Annotated in this window: 20 protein-coding genes; 7 read left to right on the forward strand and 13 right to left on the reverse strand. The window is 69.0% G+C overall.

What is annotated here, in order from left to right; genetic code table 11:
- Positions 1–136: 136 nt before the first annotated feature.
- The 8 genes from A3862_RS02535 to hemB form a co-directional block, all read right to left on the reverse strand.
- A complete protein-coding gene (locus A3862_RS02535) occupies positions 137–1429 on the reverse strand; it encodes an adenylosuccinate synthase (RefSeq protein ID WP_111474292.1) in 1293 nt (430 codons plus the stop codon).
- A 154-nt stretch (positions 1430–1583) separates the two neighbouring features.
- Positions 1584–1874: a hypothetical protein gene (locus A3862_RS02540; RefSeq protein ID WP_043381798.1), complete on the reverse strand. Its 291-nt coding sequence runs from the start codon at positions 1872–1874 to the stop codon at positions 1584–1586.
- 121 nt (positions 1875–1995) lie between these two features.
- Positions 1996–2853, reverse strand: a complete 858-nt coding sequence (locus A3862_RS02545) for a D-amino-acid transaminase (protein WP_043350243.1) — start codon at positions 2851–2853, stop codon at positions 1996–1998.
- A 52-nt stretch (positions 2854–2905) separates the two neighbouring features.
- Entirely contained in the window at positions 2906–4213 is a 1308-nt protein-coding gene (purB, locus tag A3862_RS02550) for an adenylosuccinate lyase (RefSeq protein WP_043760520.1), read from the reverse strand.
- 119 nt (positions 4214–4332) lie between these two features.
- Positions 4333–5079: an arginyltransferase gene (locus A3862_RS02555; RefSeq protein WP_043350247.1), complete on the reverse strand. Its 747-nt coding sequence runs from the start codon at positions 5077–5079 to the stop codon at positions 4333–4335.
- A 124-nt stretch (positions 5080–5203) separates the two neighbouring features.
- On the reverse strand, positions 5204–5695 hold the full coding sequence (locus A3862_RS02560) for an RDD family protein (RefSeq protein WP_043350249.1): 492 nt from the start codon (positions 5693–5695) through the stop codon (positions 5204–5206).
- Positions 5696–5805: 110 nt separating this feature from the next.
- Positions 5806–6174, reverse strand: coding sequence for a hypothetical protein (locus tag A3862_RS02565; protein ID WP_043350251.1), 369 nt, complete (start codon positions 6172–6174; stop codon positions 5806–5808).
- Positions 6171–7229: a porphobilinogen synthase gene (gene hemB, locus A3862_RS02570; protein ID WP_043350254.1), complete on the reverse strand. Its 1059-nt coding sequence runs from the start codon at positions 7227–7229 to the stop codon at positions 6171–6173. Before hemB ends, A3862_RS02565 begins: the two co-directional genes overlap by 4 nt.
- A gap of 212 nt (positions 7230–7441) precedes the next feature.
- On the opposite strand from hemB, the gene A3862_RS02575 reads away from it, so the two are divergent.
- Positions 7442–7900, forward strand: coding sequence for a DUF6163 family protein (locus tag A3862_RS02575; RefSeq protein WP_043350256.1), 459 nt, complete (start codon positions 7442–7444; stop codon positions 7898–7900).
- Between the two features lie 160 nt (positions 7901–8060).
- Positions 8061–8573, forward strand: a complete 513-nt coding sequence (ldtR, locus tag A3862_RS02580) for a transcriptional regulator LdtR (protein WP_043350258.1) — start codon at positions 8061–8063, stop codon at positions 8571–8573.
- Positions 8574–8576: 3 nt separating this feature from the next.
- Here the strand turns inward: ldtR and A3862_RS02585 are convergent, their stop codons facing one another.
- Positions 8577–9143, reverse strand: coding sequence for an exopolysaccharide biosynthesis protein (locus tag A3862_RS02585; RefSeq protein ID WP_043350261.1), 567 nt, complete (start codon positions 9141–9143; stop codon positions 8577–8579).
- A 401-nt stretch (positions 9144–9544) separates the two neighbouring features.
- On the opposite strand from A3862_RS02585, the gene bcsS reads away from it, so the two are divergent.
- On the forward strand, positions 9545–10198 hold the full coding sequence (gene bcsS / locus A3862_RS02590; RefSeq protein WP_236961701.1) for a cellulose biosynthesis protein BcsS: 654 nt from the start codon (positions 9545–9547) through the stop codon (positions 10196–10198).
- On the opposite strand, the gene A3862_RS02595 is transcribed toward bcsS, so the two are convergent.
- Complete coding sequence (locus tag A3862_RS02595; protein WP_052083782.1) at positions 10165–11769, reverse strand: cryptochrome/photolyase family protein; 1605 nt, start codon at positions 11767–11769, stop codon at positions 10165–10167. The genes bcsS and A3862_RS02595 overlap by 34 nt on opposite strands.
- A gap of 4 nt (positions 11770–11773) precedes the next feature.
- The gene (locus A3862_RS02600; protein ID WP_043350267.1) at positions 11774–12508 is read right to left on the reverse strand and encodes an SDR family NAD(P)-dependent oxidoreductase; all 735 of its coding nucleotides are present in this window, start codon (positions 12506–12508) and stop codon (positions 11774–11776) included.
- Between the two features lie 109 nt (positions 12509–12617).
- On the opposite strand from A3862_RS02600, the gene A3862_RS02605 reads away from it, so the two are divergent.
- The gene (locus A3862_RS02605; RefSeq protein WP_043760517.1) at positions 12618–13481 is read left to right on the forward strand and encodes a formyltransferase family protein; all 864 of its coding nucleotides are present in this window, start codon (positions 12618–12620) and stop codon (positions 13479–13481) included.
- Positions 13482–13551: 70 nt separating this feature from the next.
- Positions 13552–13893 carry a hypothetical protein gene (locus tag A3862_RS02610; protein ID WP_043350294.1) on the forward strand — a complete coding sequence of 114 codons (342 nt, stop codon included), beginning with the start codon at positions 13552–13554 and terminating at the stop codon, positions 13891–13893.
- An 18-nt stretch (positions 13894–13911) separates the two neighbouring features.
- Here A3862_RS02610 and A3862_RS02615 read toward each other — a convergent pair whose 3' ends face one another.
- Complete coding sequence (locus tag A3862_RS02615; protein ID WP_043350271.1) at positions 13912–14940, reverse strand: hypothetical protein; 1029 nt, start codon at positions 14938–14940, stop codon at positions 13912–13914.
- Between the two features lie 448 nt (positions 14941–15388).
- On the opposite strand from A3862_RS02615, the gene A3862_RS02620 reads away from it, so the two are divergent.
- Positions 15389–15679 carry a PilZ domain-containing protein gene (locus A3862_RS02620; protein ID WP_043350274.1) on the forward strand — a complete coding sequence of 97 codons (291 nt, stop codon included), beginning with the start codon at positions 15389–15391 and terminating at the stop codon, positions 15677–15679.
- Between the two features lie 18 nt (positions 15680–15697).
- Here A3862_RS02620 and A3862_RS02625 read toward each other — a convergent pair whose 3' ends face one another.
- Positions 15698–15877, reverse strand: a complete 180-nt coding sequence (locus A3862_RS02625; RefSeq protein ID WP_043350277.1) for a hypothetical protein — start codon at positions 15875–15877, stop codon at positions 15698–15700.
- Between the two features lie 318 nt (positions 15878–16195).
- Here A3862_RS02625 and A3862_RS02630 point away from each other — a divergent pair, with 318 nt between their 5' ends.
- Complete coding sequence (locus tag A3862_RS02630) at positions 16196–17134, forward strand: alginate O-acetyltransferase AlgX-related protein (protein ID WP_236961702.1); 939 nt, start codon at positions 16196–16198, stop codon at positions 17132–17134.
- The last annotated feature ends 169 nt before the right edge of the window (positions 17135–17303 follow it).

Genomic DNA, 17303 nt, shown 5'->3' on the forward strand with positions numbered 1-17303 from the left:
GGTTGCGCCGCATACGGCGGATCATTCGCGAGAATGAAGGCCCGACCGCCAGCCCGTTCTAGATCAAGCCTGCGCGGACTGGATACAGGCAGCGCAGCCGGAATCACGCGTCGTCAACGGGATAGCGCGCGACGCGTCAGTCCTCGAACGGGTTGTGCATGAGGATCGTGTCGTCCCGCTCGGGGGAGGTGGACAGCAGGGCGACCGGCGCCCCGATCAACTCCTCGATCCGGCGAACATACTTGATCGCCTGCGCCGGCAGGTCCGCCCAGGATCGAGCGCCTGCGGTCGTCTCCGACCAGCCCGGGATCACCTCATAGACCGGTTCGACCCGCGCCTGAGCGGCTTGGCTCGCCGGCAGATGGTCGATCGGCTGCCCGTCCAGCATGTAGCCCGTGCAGACGTGGATCTCCTCGAAGCCGTCGAGGATGTCGAGCTTGGTCAGCGCGATCCCGTGAATGCCGGAGGTCCGGACCGTCTGGCGCACCAGCACGGCGTCGAACCAGCCGCAGCGGCGCTTGCGCCCGGTGTTGACGCCGAACTCGCGGCCGCGGCTGCCGATGGTCTCGCCGATCTCGTCGAACAGCTCGGTTGGGAACGGCCCCTCGCCGACCCGGGTCGTGTAGGCCTTGGCGATGCCCAGCACGTAGCCGATCGCACCCGGGCCGAGGCCCGAGCCCGTCGCCGCCTGCGCGGCCACGATGTTGGAGGAGGTGACGAACGGATAGGTGCCGTGATCGACGTCGAGCAGCGCGCCCTGCGCGCCCTCGAACAGGATGCGCTTACCGGCCCGCCGCTCCTCGTCGAGCAGCGCCCAGACGGTGTCGGCGAAAGGCAGGATCTTCGGCGCAATGGCCTTCAGCTCCGACAGCAGCGCCTCGGCATTGACCTCGTCGATCCCGAGGCCGCGCCGCAGGGCGTTGTGATGGGTCAGCACGCGCTCGATCTTGGCCGGCAAGGCTTCGGGATCGGCAAGATCGACGACCCGGATCGCCCGGCGCCCGACCTTGTCCTCGTAGGCCGGCCCGATACCGCGCTTGGTGGTGCCGATCTTCAGGCCGGCATTGGCGGTCTCGCGGAAATGATCCAGCTCCCGGTGGAGCGGCAGGATCAGCGTGGCGTTGTCGGCGATCCGCAGGGACGCGGGGGAGACCTCCACACCCTGGGCCTTGATCCGGTCGATCTCGTCCACGAGATGCCAGGGATCGACCACGACGCCGTTGCCGATGACCGAGAGCTTGCCGCCGCGGACCACGCCCGACGGCAGCAGCGCCAGCTTGTAGGTGACGCCGTCGATGACGAGCGTATGGCCGGCATTATGCCCGCCCTGAAACCGGACGACGATGTCGGCCTGCTCGGAGAGCCAGTCGACGATCTTGCCCTTGCCTTCGTCGCCCCACTGGGCGCCCACAACGACGACGTTGGCCATGCCTGCCTGCTTACCCGCGACGGAAACCGGGACGGCGCCGCCCACGGGTGCAGGCGGCGCACGTCGTGTGCCGTTTCCGCGATCCAGCCAGCGAAATCAAGCAAGACACCGCACGGGCGACCCGTTCTGCGGTCCGGCGATAGGCCCGGCGCGGCTACTTGGCCTCGGTTCCGGGCGTCCGGCCCGGGAGTTCGTGCGGCTTGATGACCGGCATGGTACCGGACTGATCGGGCTTCACCACGGTCCCGGTCGTCCCGGAATCCGGTGGCTTGATGACCCCGTCGTTCTTCTGGAGCTTGTCGCTGAGCGACTGATCCTGCGGCGGCGCATCCGCGTTCGGGCGCACGCGCTCGGGCGGCGTCGGAGACGGGCTGGGGGTCTGAGCAAAGGCGGGCACCGCCGCCAGGGTCGCCGCGAAGGCGGCGATCAGGATCTTCTTCGGCATGAGAGCCTCCCCGGTTCGGGATACGAATTCGGGGAGGAACAGTCGGAGACGGAATCCGTTCCTGCGGGCCTGGAAGGCCGGAGGGTCCACCTGTGGACGGTATCCGGGCAACCGATGGGCTTCAGCCCCGACGCGCGGCCTCGATGTACAGGTCCCGCAGGCGCCGGGTCAGCGGCCCCGGACGCCCCTCGCCGATGGCGCGGCCGTCGATCTCGATGACCGGCATCACGAAGGCCGAGGCGCTGGTGTAGAAGGCCTCCTGTGCCGCGTAGGCCTCCTCGACCGGAATCAGCCGCTCCTCGATCCGCAGATCCGCCTCCTGGGCGAGGCGCAGGACCGACGCCCGGGTGATGCCCGGCAGGAGCGCCGTGGAGAGCGGCCGGGTGACGAGCACGCGGTCGCGGCTGACGATGAACGCGGTCGAGGACGAGCCTTCGGTCACCGCGCCATCCTCGACCATCCACGCCTCGGCGACGCCGGCCTCGGCCGCCTGCTGCTTGGCGAGCACCTGCGCCAGCAGGGCCACCGATTTGATGTCCCGTCGCTTCCAGCGCAGATCCTCGACGGTGATCACCCGGGCGCCGCTCTCGACAAGCGGGTTGGCGAGCACGGTCTTGGCCTGCGTGAACATCATCACGGTGGGCTCGGTGCCGGCCTTCGGGAAGGCGAAGTCGCGCTCGGCCACGCCCCGGGTCACCTGCATGTAGACCAGCCCCTCGGTGACGCCGTTGCGGGCGACGAGTTCGGTCTGCAGGCGCTCCCAGCTTGCCGCATCGTGCGGATTGCGGATGCCGATCTCACCGAGGGAGCGGTCGAGGCGGGCGAGATGCGCGGCGTTGTCGACGAGCTTGCCGTCGATGATCGCCGAGACCTCGTAGATGCCGTCCGCGAACAGGAAGCCGCGATCCATGATCGGCACGCGCGCCTCCTCGAAGGGGAGGAACTGGCCGTTGAGGTAGACGATGCGGGGAGCGGTCACGGAGAGCTGTCCTGTGTTCGTCGCGGGCCCAAGCAGGAATCGTGCGGGATGCTCAGCGGTCGCCGAACACCCGCCCGAAAATCGTGTCCACGTGCTTGAAGTGGTAGTCGAGATCGAAGCACGCCTCGATCTGTTCGGGCGCGAGCGCTGCGGCGACCTCCGGGTCCGCCTTGAGCAGGGCCAGGAAATCGCCCTCGCCGCGCCAGACCGGCATCGCGTTGCGCTGGACCAGCCGGTAGGAATCCTCGCGGGACACGCCGGCCTGGGTGAGCGCGAGAAGCACGCGCTGCGAGTGGATCAGGCCGCCGAGCCGGTCGAGGTTCTTCTGCATGTTGGCCGGGTAGACCAGCAGCTTCTCCATGACCCCGGTCATGCGGGCCAGAGCGAAGTCGAGGGTCACGGTGGCGTCGGGGCCGATCATCCGCTCGACGGAGGAGTGCGAGATGTCGCGCTCATGCCAGAGGGCGACGTTCTCCAGCGCCGGGGTGACGTAGCCGCGCACCATCCGGGCGAGGCCGGTGATGTTCTCGGTGAGGACCGGGTTGCGCTTGTGCGGCATGGCCGAGGAGCCCTTCTGCCCCTCGGAGAAGAACTCTTCCGCCTCCAGAACCTCGGTGCGCTGCAGGTGCCGGATCTCGATCGCCAGGCGCTCCAGGGACGAGGCGACGACGCCGAGGGTGGCAAAGAACATCGCGTGCCGGTCGCGCGGGATCACCTGGGTGGAGACCGGCTCGGCGGTCAGGCCCATCTTCTCGGCAACGTACTGCTCCACCCGCGGGTCGATATTGGCGAAGGTGCCGACCGCCCCGGAGATGGCGCAGGTGGCGACCTCCTCGCGGGCCGCGACGAGGCGGCGGCGGTTGCGCTCGAACTCGGCATAGGCCTGGGCCAGCTTCAGCCCGAAGGTGACCGGCTCGGCATGGATGCCGTGCGATCGGCCGATGGTGGGGGTCAGCTTGTGCTCGAAGGCCCTGGCCTTGAGGGCGGCGAGGAGCGAATCGACGTCGGCGATCAGGATGTCGGCGGCGCGCACCAACTGGACGTTGAGGCAGGTGTCGAGCACGTCCGACGAGGTCATGCCCTGGTGGACGAAGCGCGCCTCGGGACCGACGATCTCGGCGAGATGGGTGAGGAAGGCGATGACATCGTGCTTCGTCACCGCCTCGATCGCGTCGATGCGGGCGACGTCGAAGACCGCGTCCTTACCCTTGGCCCAGATCGTCTCGGCCGCCTCCTTCGGGACGACGCCGATCTCGGCGAGCGCCGTGGTGGCGTGGGCCTCGATTTCGAACCAGATCCGGAATCGGCTCTCGGGCGACCAGATCGCCGTCATCGCGGGGCGGCTGTAGCGGGGGATCATGGGGGCCTCGGCACGGTCCGTATTGCGTGCGAGGCCGGTAGCATGCGCCGGCCCGGCCGCTCAATGCGCATCGGCCATGACGGGACGGCAACGGATGTGGACCGTCGGCGGCAGCGGGATCAGTCGATCCGCACCCAGCCCTGGCCCATCAGGCGCTCCTGCGGGCGGAAACGGGACTTGTAGTCCATCTTCCGCGACCCCTCGACCCAATAGCCGAGATAGAGATACGGCAGGCCGAGCCGTTGGGCCCGGCGGATATGGTCGAGGATCATGAAAGTCCCGGGAGAGCGCGCGGCTTCGGCGGGATCGTAGAACGAGTACACCATCGACAGCCCGTCGGAGAGGACGTCCGTCAGGCAGAAAGCGAGCGGCGGCCCGGAGCCGCGGCCGGTGACCGCCGTGTCCGGCCCGTGCCGCCGGTACGACACCAGATGCGTGTCGACGTGGCTGTCCTCGACCATCATGGCGTAGTCGAGCACGGTCATGTCGACCATGCCGCCGTCGCCGTGGCGGGCGTCGAGGTAGCGGCGGAACAGGGCGTACTGCTCCGAGGCGGGCCGGTTCGGCTCCGGCGTGCCGATCCAGTCGGCGCTCCGCGCCAGGATGCGTCTCTGGCTGGCGCTCGGCACGAATTCATCGACCACGACACGCACCGAGATGCACGCGCGGCAGGTCTCGCAGGCGGGACGGTAGGCGATCGTCTGCGAGCGACGGAAGCCGCCCTGGGTCAGGATCTCGTTGAGGTCGCGGGCGCGCCGCCCGACCAAGTGGGTGAAGACCTTCCGCTCCTCCTGTCCCGGCAGGTACGGGCACGGCGAGGGGGCCGTGAGGTAGAATTGCGGTGTGTCGCGCGGATGGCTGGTCACGCTTCTCACAGGCCCTGCGCCGGGTTCGTCCTCTCGGCGCCGGCATGTCAATGTACAGGCGACCGGCCGAGGCTCAATGGCCCGACCGGTCGCACCGTCAGATTTTCATCGCCGGGTTCGACGCTCAGCGGGCGTGGACGACGGCGAGGCCGAGCAGCAGGTCGTGACCGAGACGCCGGTCCGACCGCATCAGGCCGAACGCGATGTCGACGCACCAGAGCAGGAAGGTCGAGATCGCCACGTAAAACAACAGGGCGTGGACCGCGGCCGTGATCACGTCGACCCGCGCGCCGCTCTCGGGTGCGATGGTGCGCAGGCCCATCAACCGCTGGCCGATCGTGCTCTGCTTCGACCCGCCCACCGTGATCGCGCTATAGATGATGCCGCTCGCCGGCAGCACCGCGAACAGGGTCCAGCCGAGGCCGAACGTGACCACGCCGATCACGGTGATCAGCAAAGTCAGCAGGGCCGTGAAGCCGAAGATGAACAGGATATCGAGGAGATAGGCGACCGTCCGGCCGCCGAGACTCGCCCGCACGAATGGAACCGGCAGCGACGCCGCATAGCCGGGTGCCGTGTCGAAGCGCTGCGCGTATCCGGGTTGGGGGTTCTGCATGATGTCGCGTCCTGCCAGCGAGGCTGCGGGCGAGAAGGTGGGTGCGCGCCGCTCAGGCCGCAAGAGGATGCGTTTGCCCGGCCTCGGCTTCGCGCTGCTGCAGGACTGCCTTACCGTCCGGCCGGGTCGCCGGCCGCGGCGTCCGGCGTGTCGAGATAGAATCGCCTCAGCATATAGAGCGCGGGCCCCGACAGGGTCGTCCCCTCGGTGGCGAGGGCCACGAGGGTCGTCCCGGCATCGAACCGGCAGGTCAGCCAGTGCGGCCGGGTCCCGTCGGAATAATCGACCCGGACCGAATTCGCCGCCGGTCCCGGCGCCGCCCGCAGAAGCCGGATCCCAGGTTGCGGCGCCACGGCCGGCAACGCCCGTCGGCAGGTGGCGACGCGATCCCGGCGCAGGGTATCCTGGCAGGCGGCGAGCCCGCCGAGAAAGCCGGCGACGACCGCGGCCCCGAGGAGCCAGCGGTGCCCGCGTGTCACGGATGGCTGCGCAGGCGCTCCGCGACCCGCGGCGCATGATAGGTGAGGACGCCGTCGGCTCCGGCCCGCTTGAAGGCGAGGAGCGCCTCGACCATCGCGCGGTCGCCGTCGAGCCAGCCATTCCGGGCGGCCGCCTCGATCATCGCGTACTCGCCGGACACCTGGTAGGCGAAGGTCGGGACCTGGAACTCGTCGCGGACCCGGCGGATGATGTCGAGATAGGGCAGGCCCGGCTTGACCATCACCGAATCGGCGCCCTCGTCGAGGTCGAGGCGGACCTCGCGCAGGGCCTCGGACGAGTTGCCCGGATCCATCTGGTAGGTGCGCTTGTCGCCCACGAGGGCGGCCTTGGTGCCGATCGCGTCGCGGAACGGCCCGTAGAACGCACTGGCATACTTGGCCGCGTAGGCCATGATCTGCACGTCGAGGAACCCCGCCTTGTCGAGGCCGGCGCGGATCGCGCCCACGCGCCCGTCCATCATGTCGGAGGGGGCGATGATGTCGGTGCCGGCCTCGGCCTGAATCAGGCTCTGCTCGACGAGGACCGCGACGGTCTCGTCGTTGAGGACCGCGCCGTCCTTCATCAGGCCGTCATGGCCGTGGCTGGTGTAGGGATCGAGCGCCACGTCGGTCATGATCCCGACCTCGGGCACGGCCCGCTTCACGGCCCGCACCGCCCGGCAGACGAGATTGTTGGCGTTGAGCGCCTCCGAGCCGGTCGGGTCGCGCAGCGCCACATCCGTGTAGGGGAAGAACGAGATGGCCGGAATGCCGAGGCGCGCCGCGCGCTCCGCGTCGCGGACGACCTCGTCCACCGAGAGCCGCTCGACGCCGGGCATGGAGGCGATCGGCTCGCGCCGGCCCTCGCCCTCGATCACGAACATCGGCCAGATCAGATCGTCGACCGTCAGGGTATGCTCGCGGACCAGCCGGCGCGACCATTCCGATTTTCGGTTGCGGCGCGGGCGCTGGGTGATCTTGAGACCCTCCACGCGGGCGCCCTCGCGGGCGGCCTCCACGGCGAGAGGGCGCGGCTCTGGCAGGGTGTCTGACATGCGGCTTCGCTACCGTTCGCGCGGACCACGCCGCGGATCGCGCGGCGCCCCTGCGCCGGAGGCGTTCGACTACCACACCGGACCTGTGCGGCGAAACCCGACCGTTGACGCAGGACGGCGGAACGGCTTCAACCCGGCGCGTTGCGTTCCCGAAGACCAGGATCTTGTTCCCTGTCCATGAGCCGGCCCATCATCTCCGCGAGTCACCGATAGTGCCCGGCTATTTTCCGATCCGGCGCAGGACGCCCCGGCCCGGGGGGATCCCCAGCGACCGGATCGAGCGCGTCCAGGGGCCGGCACCCGGCACGTGGGATACGGTGCTGATCTGGTTCATGCGGCTCACGGCCCTCGTCTGGCTGCTCAAGAGCGTCTTCGCCTGGGCGACCATCCTCGACATCGTGCCGGGGGTCCGCCCCTTCGAGGCCGAGCCCTTCGGCCGCCAATCCGCCATCGTCTACTTCGCGGTGATCGATGCCGCCGCGGCGATCGGCCTGTGGCTGACGAGCGCCTGGGGCGGCGTCATCTGGCTGCTCGCCGTCACGTCGGCGATGACGCTGGCGGTTCTGACACCGCAACTCTTGCCGTTATCGGTGCCGCTGCTCGTATTCGGGGGCTGCGTCGTGACGTTGTACTTCCTGCTGTCCTGGCTGGCGGCGCAGGAAGCACGGTGAACGAACCGTTCTTATCTTCATTCAGTTTGTCTTTACCGCGAAGAGTAAATCGCGAATTCATCCTGTCGCTTAAATCGCCTTTCATTCCCGAGCCCTAGCTTAGCCATCATCAACGGCGCCGCATCGAACGGGTGCCGGATCATCGGATGGCGAGGCAGAGATGAAGACCCAGAACGCCCGAGTCGCGCAGATCGAAGCTCCCGAGGAAGGCTTGGGCGCGAAGGGCTCCTACCTGGAGGCGCTCCACCTCGTGGAACGGCTGCACCGCCGCCTGCTCGACGTGATCAAGGACGAGTTCGAGCGCCGCGGCCGCGAGGACGTCAACAGCGTCCAGGCGCTGCTGCTGTACAACATCGGCGACAAGGAACTGACCGCGAGCGAGCTGCGGACCAAGGGGTACTATCTCGGCTCCAACGTCTCCTACAACGTGAAGAAGCTGGTCGAGGCGGGCTACCTCCACCATGCCCGCTCGAAGACGGACCGGCGCTCCGTGCGGATCAGCCTGACCGACAAGGGCCGTCAGGTCCACGAGATCATCCAGGGGCTGTACGACAAGCATGCCCGGACGATCACGCCGATCGGTGGGATCTCCGAGGACGATTTCGCCCGCCTGAATCAGGCGCTCGGCCGCCTGGAGCGCTTCTGGACCGACCAGATCCGCTACCGCCTCTGAGGCTCAGAGGTTGAGGAGCCCGGCAACCCCGGCGATCACCGCATAGGCGAAGCCGGCATTGATGGCGACGCCGAACACGCCGATGACGAGGCCGCCCAGCACGACGAGACCGTCGCGCTCGACGAGGCCGAGCCCGACCAGGCAGACGGCGAGACCGAGCGGGATCTGCCCGACGATGGGCGCGGCCACGATCAGCGCCAGCGCCAGGGCCAGCAGGACGATCCCCATGCCGCGCATGCCGAGCGCGGTCTCGAAGACGCTGACGCGGGGGCGCGACCAGCGCTCCAGGCGGCGCAGGATCGGCACCGCGCGGGTCACAGCGCGCCGGACATCCGTCAAGGCGATGGAGCGGCCCAGCAGCATCCGCGGCAGCCACGGTGCCGACATGCCGGCGGCGATCTGGATCGCCACGAGCAGCAGGAGCAGGCCGCAGATCAGTGGGATCGGCGGCGGCATCGGCAGGCAGTTCGGCAGCCCCAGCAGGACCACGAGCAGCGCGAAGGCGCGATCCCGTAGGACCGCGACGATGTCGCCCACGGTGAGGCGCTCGCCCTCCTGGCTCGCCAGCACGGTGAGGACGTCCGACGTTCGTGCACCGGAGGTCAAGGATCTGCCAACCTTCGCTAACCCGCGGGGGCTCTAGCCGAGAACATCTGGCACGCCAAGCACGGCGGATTCGCGACAGCGCGATGGCGGCCGGCAGGTGGCCGCGCACCGCGCCGCGCCCGGCAGCCCGGCCAAGCATTCCCAAAGTCACAGCGCATGCCGGCGGACATGCGGCGCGCTTTTGCCGGGCTTCCGGATGATGGCGCCAACAAATCCGGGGATGCCATCGCGCCAATCGATGCAAAAAGGTTAATTTTATCTTAAAACGATCCTTCGAGTCTGGAGGATTGACCGTGCAAAGCCAGCGCACAGCCTCAAAGATCCATGCGCGAAGGCGAACGACCCTGATTCTTCTGGCAGGCATCGTGGGTTTTTCTTCAACGGCGCACGCCAGCGAGATCGACACGCTGCTGTTCGGCAGCCTCGACGCGGGCGGCGACACGTTCCTGACCCTCGGCGCGAAGGTCGGCCTTACCTCTCTCGCGCAGGAGGGTTTCGTCGCGCTGGCGACCGTCGGCGGCGGACGGCGCACGGAAAGCGGCGCGGACGGTCCCCGCGCACGGTACACCGTCGCCGCCGCCGCACTCGCCGGGCATCAGTGGTTTTTCGACTGGGGCGTAGTCGCGGCCTATGCCGGCCTCGAGACCACGAGCGAGATGCTGATCGCAGGGCCGACGCGCGACGCCCTGCCGACCCGCTTCGGCCTGCGCCTGCACGGCGAGGTCTGGGCACGTCCGACCGCTGCGACGCTGCTTCAGGCGACCGCCGTCGCGGGATCGGCCCGGGACAGCCTCTGGGCGCGCCTCGCCTGGGGCTATCGCCTCTGGGAGACCTATCTCGGCCCAGAGGCGGCGCTCTACACCGACGCGACCGGCTACGCGAAGTGGAGCCTCGGCCTGCACGGGACAGACTTCGCCCTCGGCCGGTACAGCCTCCGCGCATCGGTGGGCCTTCAGACCGAGTCGCGCCGGGCCCGGGCTTGTCCCTACGTGACGCTGTCGGTCTGGTCGCCCCTCTGATCGGCGCTCGGCCGGGCCTCGAGGGCATCGAGGAAGGCGGCCGCGTCGCGGCGGATCTCGGCGCGGCGCTTGTCGCCGAATCCGCGCAGGGTCCGGTACGGCATCGCCAAGCGCTGATTGCCGGCCAGCCGCTCCTCGTTCTCGATCAGGAAGTTCCAGTAGAGATAGTTGAACGGACAGGCCTCGGGCCCGGACTTGACCTTCACGTCGTAGGCGCAGGACGCGCAGTAATCGGACATCCGGTCGATATAGGCGCCCGAGGCCGCATAGGGCTTGGAGCCCATCACGCCGCCATCGGCCCACAGAACCATGCCGTGAACGTTGGGCAACTCGACCCATTCGTAGGCGTCGGCGAAGACGATCAGGTACCATTCCTCCACCTGCGCCGGGTCGAGGCCGGCGATGAGGGCGAAGTTGCCGGTCACCATCAGGCGCTGGATGTGGTGGGCGTAGGCGTGGGCGCGCGTCTCGGCGACCACCTGCGCGACGCAGTTCAGCGCCGTTTCCCCCGACCAGTAGAACCACGGCAGGTCGCGGCGCGCGCCGAGGGCATTGGTGTCCCGGTAGGCGGGCATCCGCGCCCAGTAGAGGCCGCGCACGTATTCCCGCCAGCCGAGGATCTGCCGGATGAAGCCCTCGACGCAGTGGAGCGGCGCCGCACCGTCGCGGTAGGCGCGCTCGGCCGCCCAGCAGACCTCCTCGGCGGTAAGCAGGCCGGCGTTGAGGGCGGGCGACAGGAGGGCGTGGTACAGGAACGGCGCGCCGGTCTTCATTGCGTCCTGATAGTCGCCGAAGGTCGGAAGGGCCTCGGCCAGGAAGTGCCGGAGCGCCGCGAGGGCGTCGGCCCGGGTCACCGGCCAGGAGAAGCCGGAGAGATCGCCGAAATGGTCGCCGAATTCCGCCTCGACGAGGGCGATGGCCTCGCGCGTCACGGAATCGGGCTGGAAGCCGATCCGGTCCGGCGGACGATGCCCCTTGGGCAGGCGCTTGCGGTTCTCGGGATCGTAATTCCAGCGGCCGCCGGCGGGCTCGCCGCCATCCATCAGAAGGCCGGTCCGACGCCGCATGCCCCGGTAGAAGGTCTCCATCCGCAGGTGATGCCGGCCGTCTGCCCATTTCGCGAAATCCTCACGCGGACACAGGAAGCGGTTGTCGGCGCGGATCTCGAGCGGCATCGGCAGGCTCTCGCGCCAATCCTGCATCATTTCCCAGACGCGCCACTCGCCCGGTTCGGTGACGACGATCCGCTCCGGCCGGTGCCGCGCGACGGCGCGCTCCAGTTCGCCGGTGAAACTACCGGTATTGCCCGCCTCGGTGAGGCGCACGTAGTCGACGGTGATCCCCTCCGCCTCCAATTCGGCCGCGAAGTGGCGCATGGCGGCGAACAGGAAGGCGATCTTCTGCTTGTGGTGGCGGACATAGGTCGCCTCGTCCCGGACCTCGACCATCAGCACCACGTCGCATTCGGGGTCGAGGTCGACGAGGCTCGAGACCCGGCGCGTCAGCTGATCGCCGAGGACGAAACGCAGCGTGCCGCGCGGTGCGGCGGCGCCGCGGCGTTTTCCGGCCATCGTCTCAGCCCTTGGTCCGGAGGGCGGAGCGGCCGCCATCCACGCCGATGACTTGGCCGGTGATCCAGGCCGCCTCATCGGAGACCAGGAAGGCGGCCAGGGCGCCGACATCCTCCGGACGCCCGAGCCGTTGGAGGGCATGCATGGCCGCAATCCCCTGCGCGAGGGTCTCGTTGCCGGTGATCCCCGCAGCGAGCGGCGTGCGCGTCAGCGAGGGCGCCACGACGTTGATGCGGATCTGGGGCGCGAGTTCGGCCGCCAGGGACAGTGCCATGCCCTCGATGGCGCCTTTCGCCATGGCGACGGAGGCATGCGCGGCAAAACCCTGCGCCACCGCCACCGTCGAGAACAGGACGATCCCGGCCCCCGCCGCGCCGGCACCGGCCTTCAGCGCGCCCGCGGCGGCCTGCACCGCCGAGAAGGCGCCGAGCGCATTGATGGCGAAGTCGCCCTCGACATCGGCCCGCGTCAACCGATTCAGCGGCCGCAGATTGATGGTGCCGACCGCGTAGACCAGCCCCGCGAGGTCCGGGCCCGCCGCCTCGGTCACGGCGGACGCGAAGTCCGGATCGGTGACGTCGCCCGCGGTGATGCGCGTCTCCCCCAGATCCTCGGCGACCTTAGACAGGCGATCCGCGTCGCGGGCCGCGAGATGCAGGGCGTAGCCTCGGGCGCGGAGGGCACGCGCCGTGGCAAGACCGATGCCTCCGGTTCCGCCGTAGATGATCACCCGACGCACGCCGAACCCCTTGCTACCCGCATTGGCACGATCAAGGTAAGGCGAGGGACGCTCCCGGGCAGACGGCGGATCCGCGCCCTCCACGTGCACAAGGTCGCAGGCGGCAAGGATGAAGTTCGCGTTCGCCGGCATCGACTTCCTCGGCGGAGTCTTCGAGGGACTGCTGGATGCCGGCTGGACGCCGGTGAAGCTGTTCACCCGCCCCTGTGACGGGATCTACGACCACAACGAAGTCATCGTCGCCCGCGCCCGGGCGCTGCGGCTGCCGATCCAGCTGTCGCGGATCCGCGAACGGGATATCGAGGCGCTTCAGGCCGAGCACGGCCGGGATTGGGCGCTCGTGGTCGCGGGATATCCCTGGCTCATCAAGGGCTGGAAGGGCCGCGCCGCCTACGGCCTCAACATCCACCCCTCCCCGCTTCCGACGGGCCGCGGCCCCTACCCGCTGTTCCGCGCCGTCCTCGACCGCTACGAGAGCTGGGGCGTCACCGCCCATGTCCTTGCCGACGGCTTCGACACCGGCGACATCCTCGCGCAGGATATCTTCGGCTTAAGTTCGCACGAGAGCCACGAGACCCTGCTGGCCAAGTGCCAGATGGCGGCCCGCCGTCTCGCCGCGGACCCGCTCGGCCGTGAACTGCCCGCACGATGGCGGAGATCCGAGCCGCAGGGCGACGGCTCCTACTGGCCCCGTGCCACCGATTTCGACCGGACGCTCGATTTCCGGCAGGATGTCGCGACGGTCCTGCGCCGGGTGCGGGCCTTCGGCACGGTCGAGACGATTGCGCGGCTGGGAGATGCCCGGGTGTTCGTGGCGGAGGCCCAGGGCTGGCCGGAACGCCACGCGCACACGCCCGGGACGGTGGTGCACCGCCACCGCCGCCACGTCGTGGTCGCGGCCCTCGACGGCTACGTTCAGCTGACCCGCTGGTCACCGGTGCCCCTCGCGGAAGTTGGGCAGGTCGGCCGCTGACCGACGCCGACCGGGAACCGAAGCGCGAACCCTGATGTTTCCGGCGGCCCAGGACATTACGGAGTCCGACATGTCGACACGCGCCAGCCTCGCCGCAGCCCTCGGGTTTGCCGCGCTGTTCACCGGCTCCGCCTTCGCGCAGGCGGTGATCGTGACTCCCGACGAGTTCGGCCCCGACGACGATGTGGTGGTGCGCGACTACATCGTGCGCCGACCGGTGGGGCCCGGGCCGATCGTCGGATCGATCCCGCTGCGTCCCGGCAGCATCGTGCCGCCCGACGTGCGTCTGGCCCCCTTCACCGAGGCCCCGAATCCGCGCCTGCGGCGCTTCGGCTACTTCGTGGCGCCGGGCGACAAGATCGTGGTCGTCGACCCCGAGACCCGTGCGGTGGTGCGAATCCTCGATCGCTGACGCCCCGCGGCGCGCGGCTCACCAGTCGCTGAGCGCCGCGCGCTTCCAGCGATCGGGCGCGACACAGCGGTACTCGTAGGCCTCGTCCCAGGCGTGGTCCCCCGGGATGCAGGGTGCGCGGCTGCTCTCGGGCGGCCGCGGCAGCGTCTCGCGGAAAGAGGCGGCCTCGATCTGCCCGGTGTCGCTCACGCGCAGGACCGGTCCGGCTCCCGTGCCATAGACCAGATCGCGACCGTCGAAGCCGAGGCTGCGGGAGAAGCCGCCGTCGCGGTTGCCGTCGAGCCCGATCGCCTGTCCGGCCGCGAGCAGCATCGGCACGCCGGTAAACCGCGCCGCGGCAGCGTCGATCCCGATGCCGTAGGTCCCCTCCCCCTGGAACGAGATCGCCCGGTCGGTGATGGATCCGGTGAGATTGCCCATGAGGATGCCGTAGCCGGTATGGGCCCCCGGCACGCCGCCGGTGGAGATCTGCAGACCGACCCGCTGGCGGTTCCGATCCGTCGTCGGCGATTGCGCCGAGACGTCGATCTCGGCGCCGATGCACGAGGCCACGGGGTCGGCCTCGTCGGTCATGTCGACGCAATTGAAGTTGCCGGCCCAGGACGGCCCCACCGGCCCCACCCCGTTCGGTTCCTTGAAGATCGTGCCATTGACGGCGACGTTCTGTGCCCCGGTGCTGGCGAGGGCGCGATTGTGCAGTTCGCCCGTGATCGTCCATTCGTAGCCGGCATTGTGCGGGCCGGTGGAGCCGAGCGCCCAGATCGCCTTGTAGGTGTGAGTGGCCTCACCCGACCCTTCGGGCACGTGCCGGTCGACCCGCAGGGTCGAGACCGGATCAAAGGCCTGCGGCCGGTTCCAGAGGAAGACGTGGCCGCCGTCCAGCCCCGGCACGCCGGTTCCCTGGACGCTCCGGGAAAGGGTCGGCAGCCAAGGCTGATCGGGGACAGGCGCGGCTGACGGCGGCCGTCCGGGTGCCTCGGCGGCGCCGGAAAGCGGCAGACCGGCCGCGATGCTGGCCAGCAGGACCAAGCCAGGGCGGATGCGCATGATCGTCTCCGATATCCGTACGGCACGGCCGCGCCCGGAACCGGACGGGCGGCCGCCCCTCGGTGCGAGATAGGCTCTGCCGAGCGTCGCGGCGACATTAGCCCCGATCAACCGGGCAGGTTGCGGATTCGGTGCCTGGATCCCGATGTGATCTGATGCAGGCCGGATTTCGCCACCGGTTCGGACCCATGAAAGCCCTTCGTTTCCTGCGAATTTGGCTCCTGATATCGATCCCGCTGGGCCTCCTGGTCGGCAGGTTCATCAAGGTCGGCAAGGGACCGCCATCGCCCGGAAAGGGCCCGCGGTGATTATGCGAACTCCCGCCGATAGACGCGCCACGTCTTGTCCTTCTGCCGGACGATCGGGGACCATCAATCATCTATTAGTAAATACCGCGCATTTTTACTGATATCGCGCCCATCAACGGATCCAGGCAGGAACCTCGGCCGTGTCCCGCACCGCACGCCCTTACAGCGCCCTGGCGGAGCGACGGGCGACCGAGCGGAAGCCCACCGCCCTGCTGGCCTTTGCTCAGCAACGGGACGGCGCGCGTTATCCGTGTCAGGTCAGAAACATCTCCGATCGCGGCGCGATGTTGGAGTTCCTCGGCCAGCAGGCGGCGCTGCTCGAGAACGCGTTCTATCTGGTGTTGACGAGTTCAGAAACGCGGCACGCGGTTCGCCTGATCTGGCGGACGGAGCAGACGGTCGGCGTGGCGTTCAGTCCGGATTCCGATTGAGGCACGCGCCGTCCCGGCTCAAGTCGCCAAGGTCGCCATGAGCATCAGTCCGAATGCCGGGAGCGTCAGCGCCAGGATAGCCAGGGCGTCGAGCGGTGCCGGCCGGCTCGCGGCGAGCCAGCGATGCTCGGCGAACTTCTCGGCTGCGAAACCGAAGAGAACCAAGCCGCAACCGATGAACGTGACAAGCGCGGACATGACCCGGCCCCTTTGCGGAACGCCGCACGGAAGCGTGCGCCTGCCCGGCAGTACCCGCCGCGGAGGCGTAAAGTTTCACCGCAGGTCCGCCGATCGCGAAAATCACCACCCGGGCGCCTACGGGTCCCTGCACTCCGGACACGACCGCAGGGCGGCGCCGCGCCGGCATCTCCACCGTAGACCCGTGCCGAGCGCGTGCCCTCAGGGTCAGGGGGTTGCAATCCCGCGCAGATCCGTCGAGGCGGAAGCAAGCGGCATCGTTGAGGATTGTCGCAGGCAGCGGGGGGACTTCGACCTGTGAAGGCGAGCGGCAGCGGCGTGGCTGTGGGACATGAGGGCTGGTTGTACTGGGTCGGGCGCGCCGGCGAGGTAGAGGCCTTCTACGGCGACACCGCGACCTCGCGACGGATCCTCAGACGCTGGACCCGGCTGATCGGGCAACGGGCACGCCGCCTGGACGCCCTCGGAATCCGCCACGTGCATACCGTCGTCCCCGACAAGCTGGCGATCTATCCCGACCTGCTCGGCCGCCCCTTTCCGGGGCTCGACGACCCACCGGGCGTCCGCCTCGCCCGATCGGTCGCCGTCGACAGCGGAGCTCCGATGGCGGATCTGCAGACGCCACTCGTGGCCGCGCGGGACGGCGAGCCGGTCTACCTGCGGACGGACACGCACTGGACCTATCGCGGCTATCTCATCGCCTATCGCGCCCTCTGCGAAGCCCTGAACGCACCGGTGGCGGACCATGTCTTTGCCGGCACCAGCACCCGCGAGACCTTCACCTTCGATCTCGGCGAGAAGCTCGTCCCTCCGGTCGACGAAGCGTATGTGGCTTACGATTTCCCGCGCCGTGCCGAACGGATCGACGCGAACGCGCTGGTCGAGGTTCGCGAGTCCGGACGCGCCGTGCGACCGCGCGGTCTGTTCGTCGGGTCGCGGGTCGTGCTGCAGAACAAAACGGCCCCTGATCCGCGGCGCGTGATCCTGTTCGGCGATTCCTACATCTACAGCCCGGGGGCGCGTCTCACCGCCATGCTGGCCGAGACCTTCCACGAGGTGCACGCGATCTGGTCGGCGAATATCGACTGGCGCTATGTCGAGGCGGTTCGGCCGGATGTCGTGATCTTCGAGATCGCGGAGCGTTTCCTGCGTCAGGTCCCCAACGACAGGATCCACATCGATCGCTTCGCAGCGGCCCGAGCGCGCCGTGCCGTCCGCCCGACCCTCCGCGAACAGATCCGGCGCTGGCTGCGCTGAGACGATCATGCGGACGTCCTCGTCGGTTTCGGCCGCCCCTGACGATGGCGCCAACCCCGAGGTCTCGCATCATCGACTCGGCGCGCACGGCCGGTTCATCGATGCGGCGGTGAAAAACGGCGAGAGCCCCGTCGCGGGGGCGACGGGGCTCTGCGTGAAAATTCGTGGC

This window comes from Methylobacterium sp. XJLW, assembly GCF_003254375.1.
Lineage (GTDB): Bacteria > Pseudomonadota > Alphaproteobacteria > Rhizobiales > Beijerinckiaceae > Methylobacterium > Methylobacterium fujisawaense.

Bases quoted from the DNA above. Each gene is read 5' to 3' on its own strand.
- A3862_RS02535 (WP_111474292.1), bottom strand. From the start codon at position 1,429: ATGGCCAACGTCGTCGTTGTGGGCGCCCAGTGGGGCGACGAAGGCAAG.
- A3862_RS02540 (WP_043381798.1), bottom strand. From the start codon at position 1,874: ATGCCGAAGAAGATCCTGATCGCCGCCTTCGCGGCGACCCTGGCGGCG.
- purB (WP_043760520.1), bottom strand. From the start codon at position 4,213: ATGATCCCCCGCTACAGCCGCCCCGCGATGACGGCGATCTGGTCGCCC.
- A3862_RS02560 (WP_043350249.1), bottom strand. From the start codon at position 5,695: ATGCAGAACCCCCAACCCGGATACGCGCAGCGCTTCGACACGGCACCC.
- hemB (WP_043350254.1), bottom strand. From the start codon at position 7,229: ATGTCAGACACCCTGCCAGAGCCGCGCCCTCTCGCCGTGGAGGCCGCC.
- ldtR (WP_043350258.1), top strand. From the start codon at position 8,061: ATGAAGACCCAGAACGCCCGAGTCGCGCAGATCGAAGCTCCCGAGGAA.
- A3862_RS02595 (WP_052083782.1), bottom strand. From the start codon at position 11,769: ATGGCCGGAAAACGCCGCGGCGCCGCCGCACCGCGCGGCACGCTGCGT.
- A3862_RS02605 (WP_043760517.1), top strand. From the start codon at position 12,618: ATGAAGTTCGCGTTCGCCGGCATCGACTTCCTCGGCGGAGTCTTCGAG.
- A3862_RS02610 (WP_043350294.1), top strand. From the start codon at position 13,552: ATGTCGACACGCGCCAGCCTCGCCGCAGCCCTCGGGTTTGCCGCGCTG.
- A3862_RS02615 (WP_043350271.1), bottom strand. From the start codon at position 14,940: ATGCGCATCCGCCCTGGCTTGGTCCTGCTGGCCAGCATCGCGGCCGGT.
- A3862_RS02625 (WP_043350277.1), bottom strand. From the start codon at position 15,877: ATGTCCGCGCTTGTCACGTTCATCGGTTGCGGCTTGGTTCTCTTCGGT.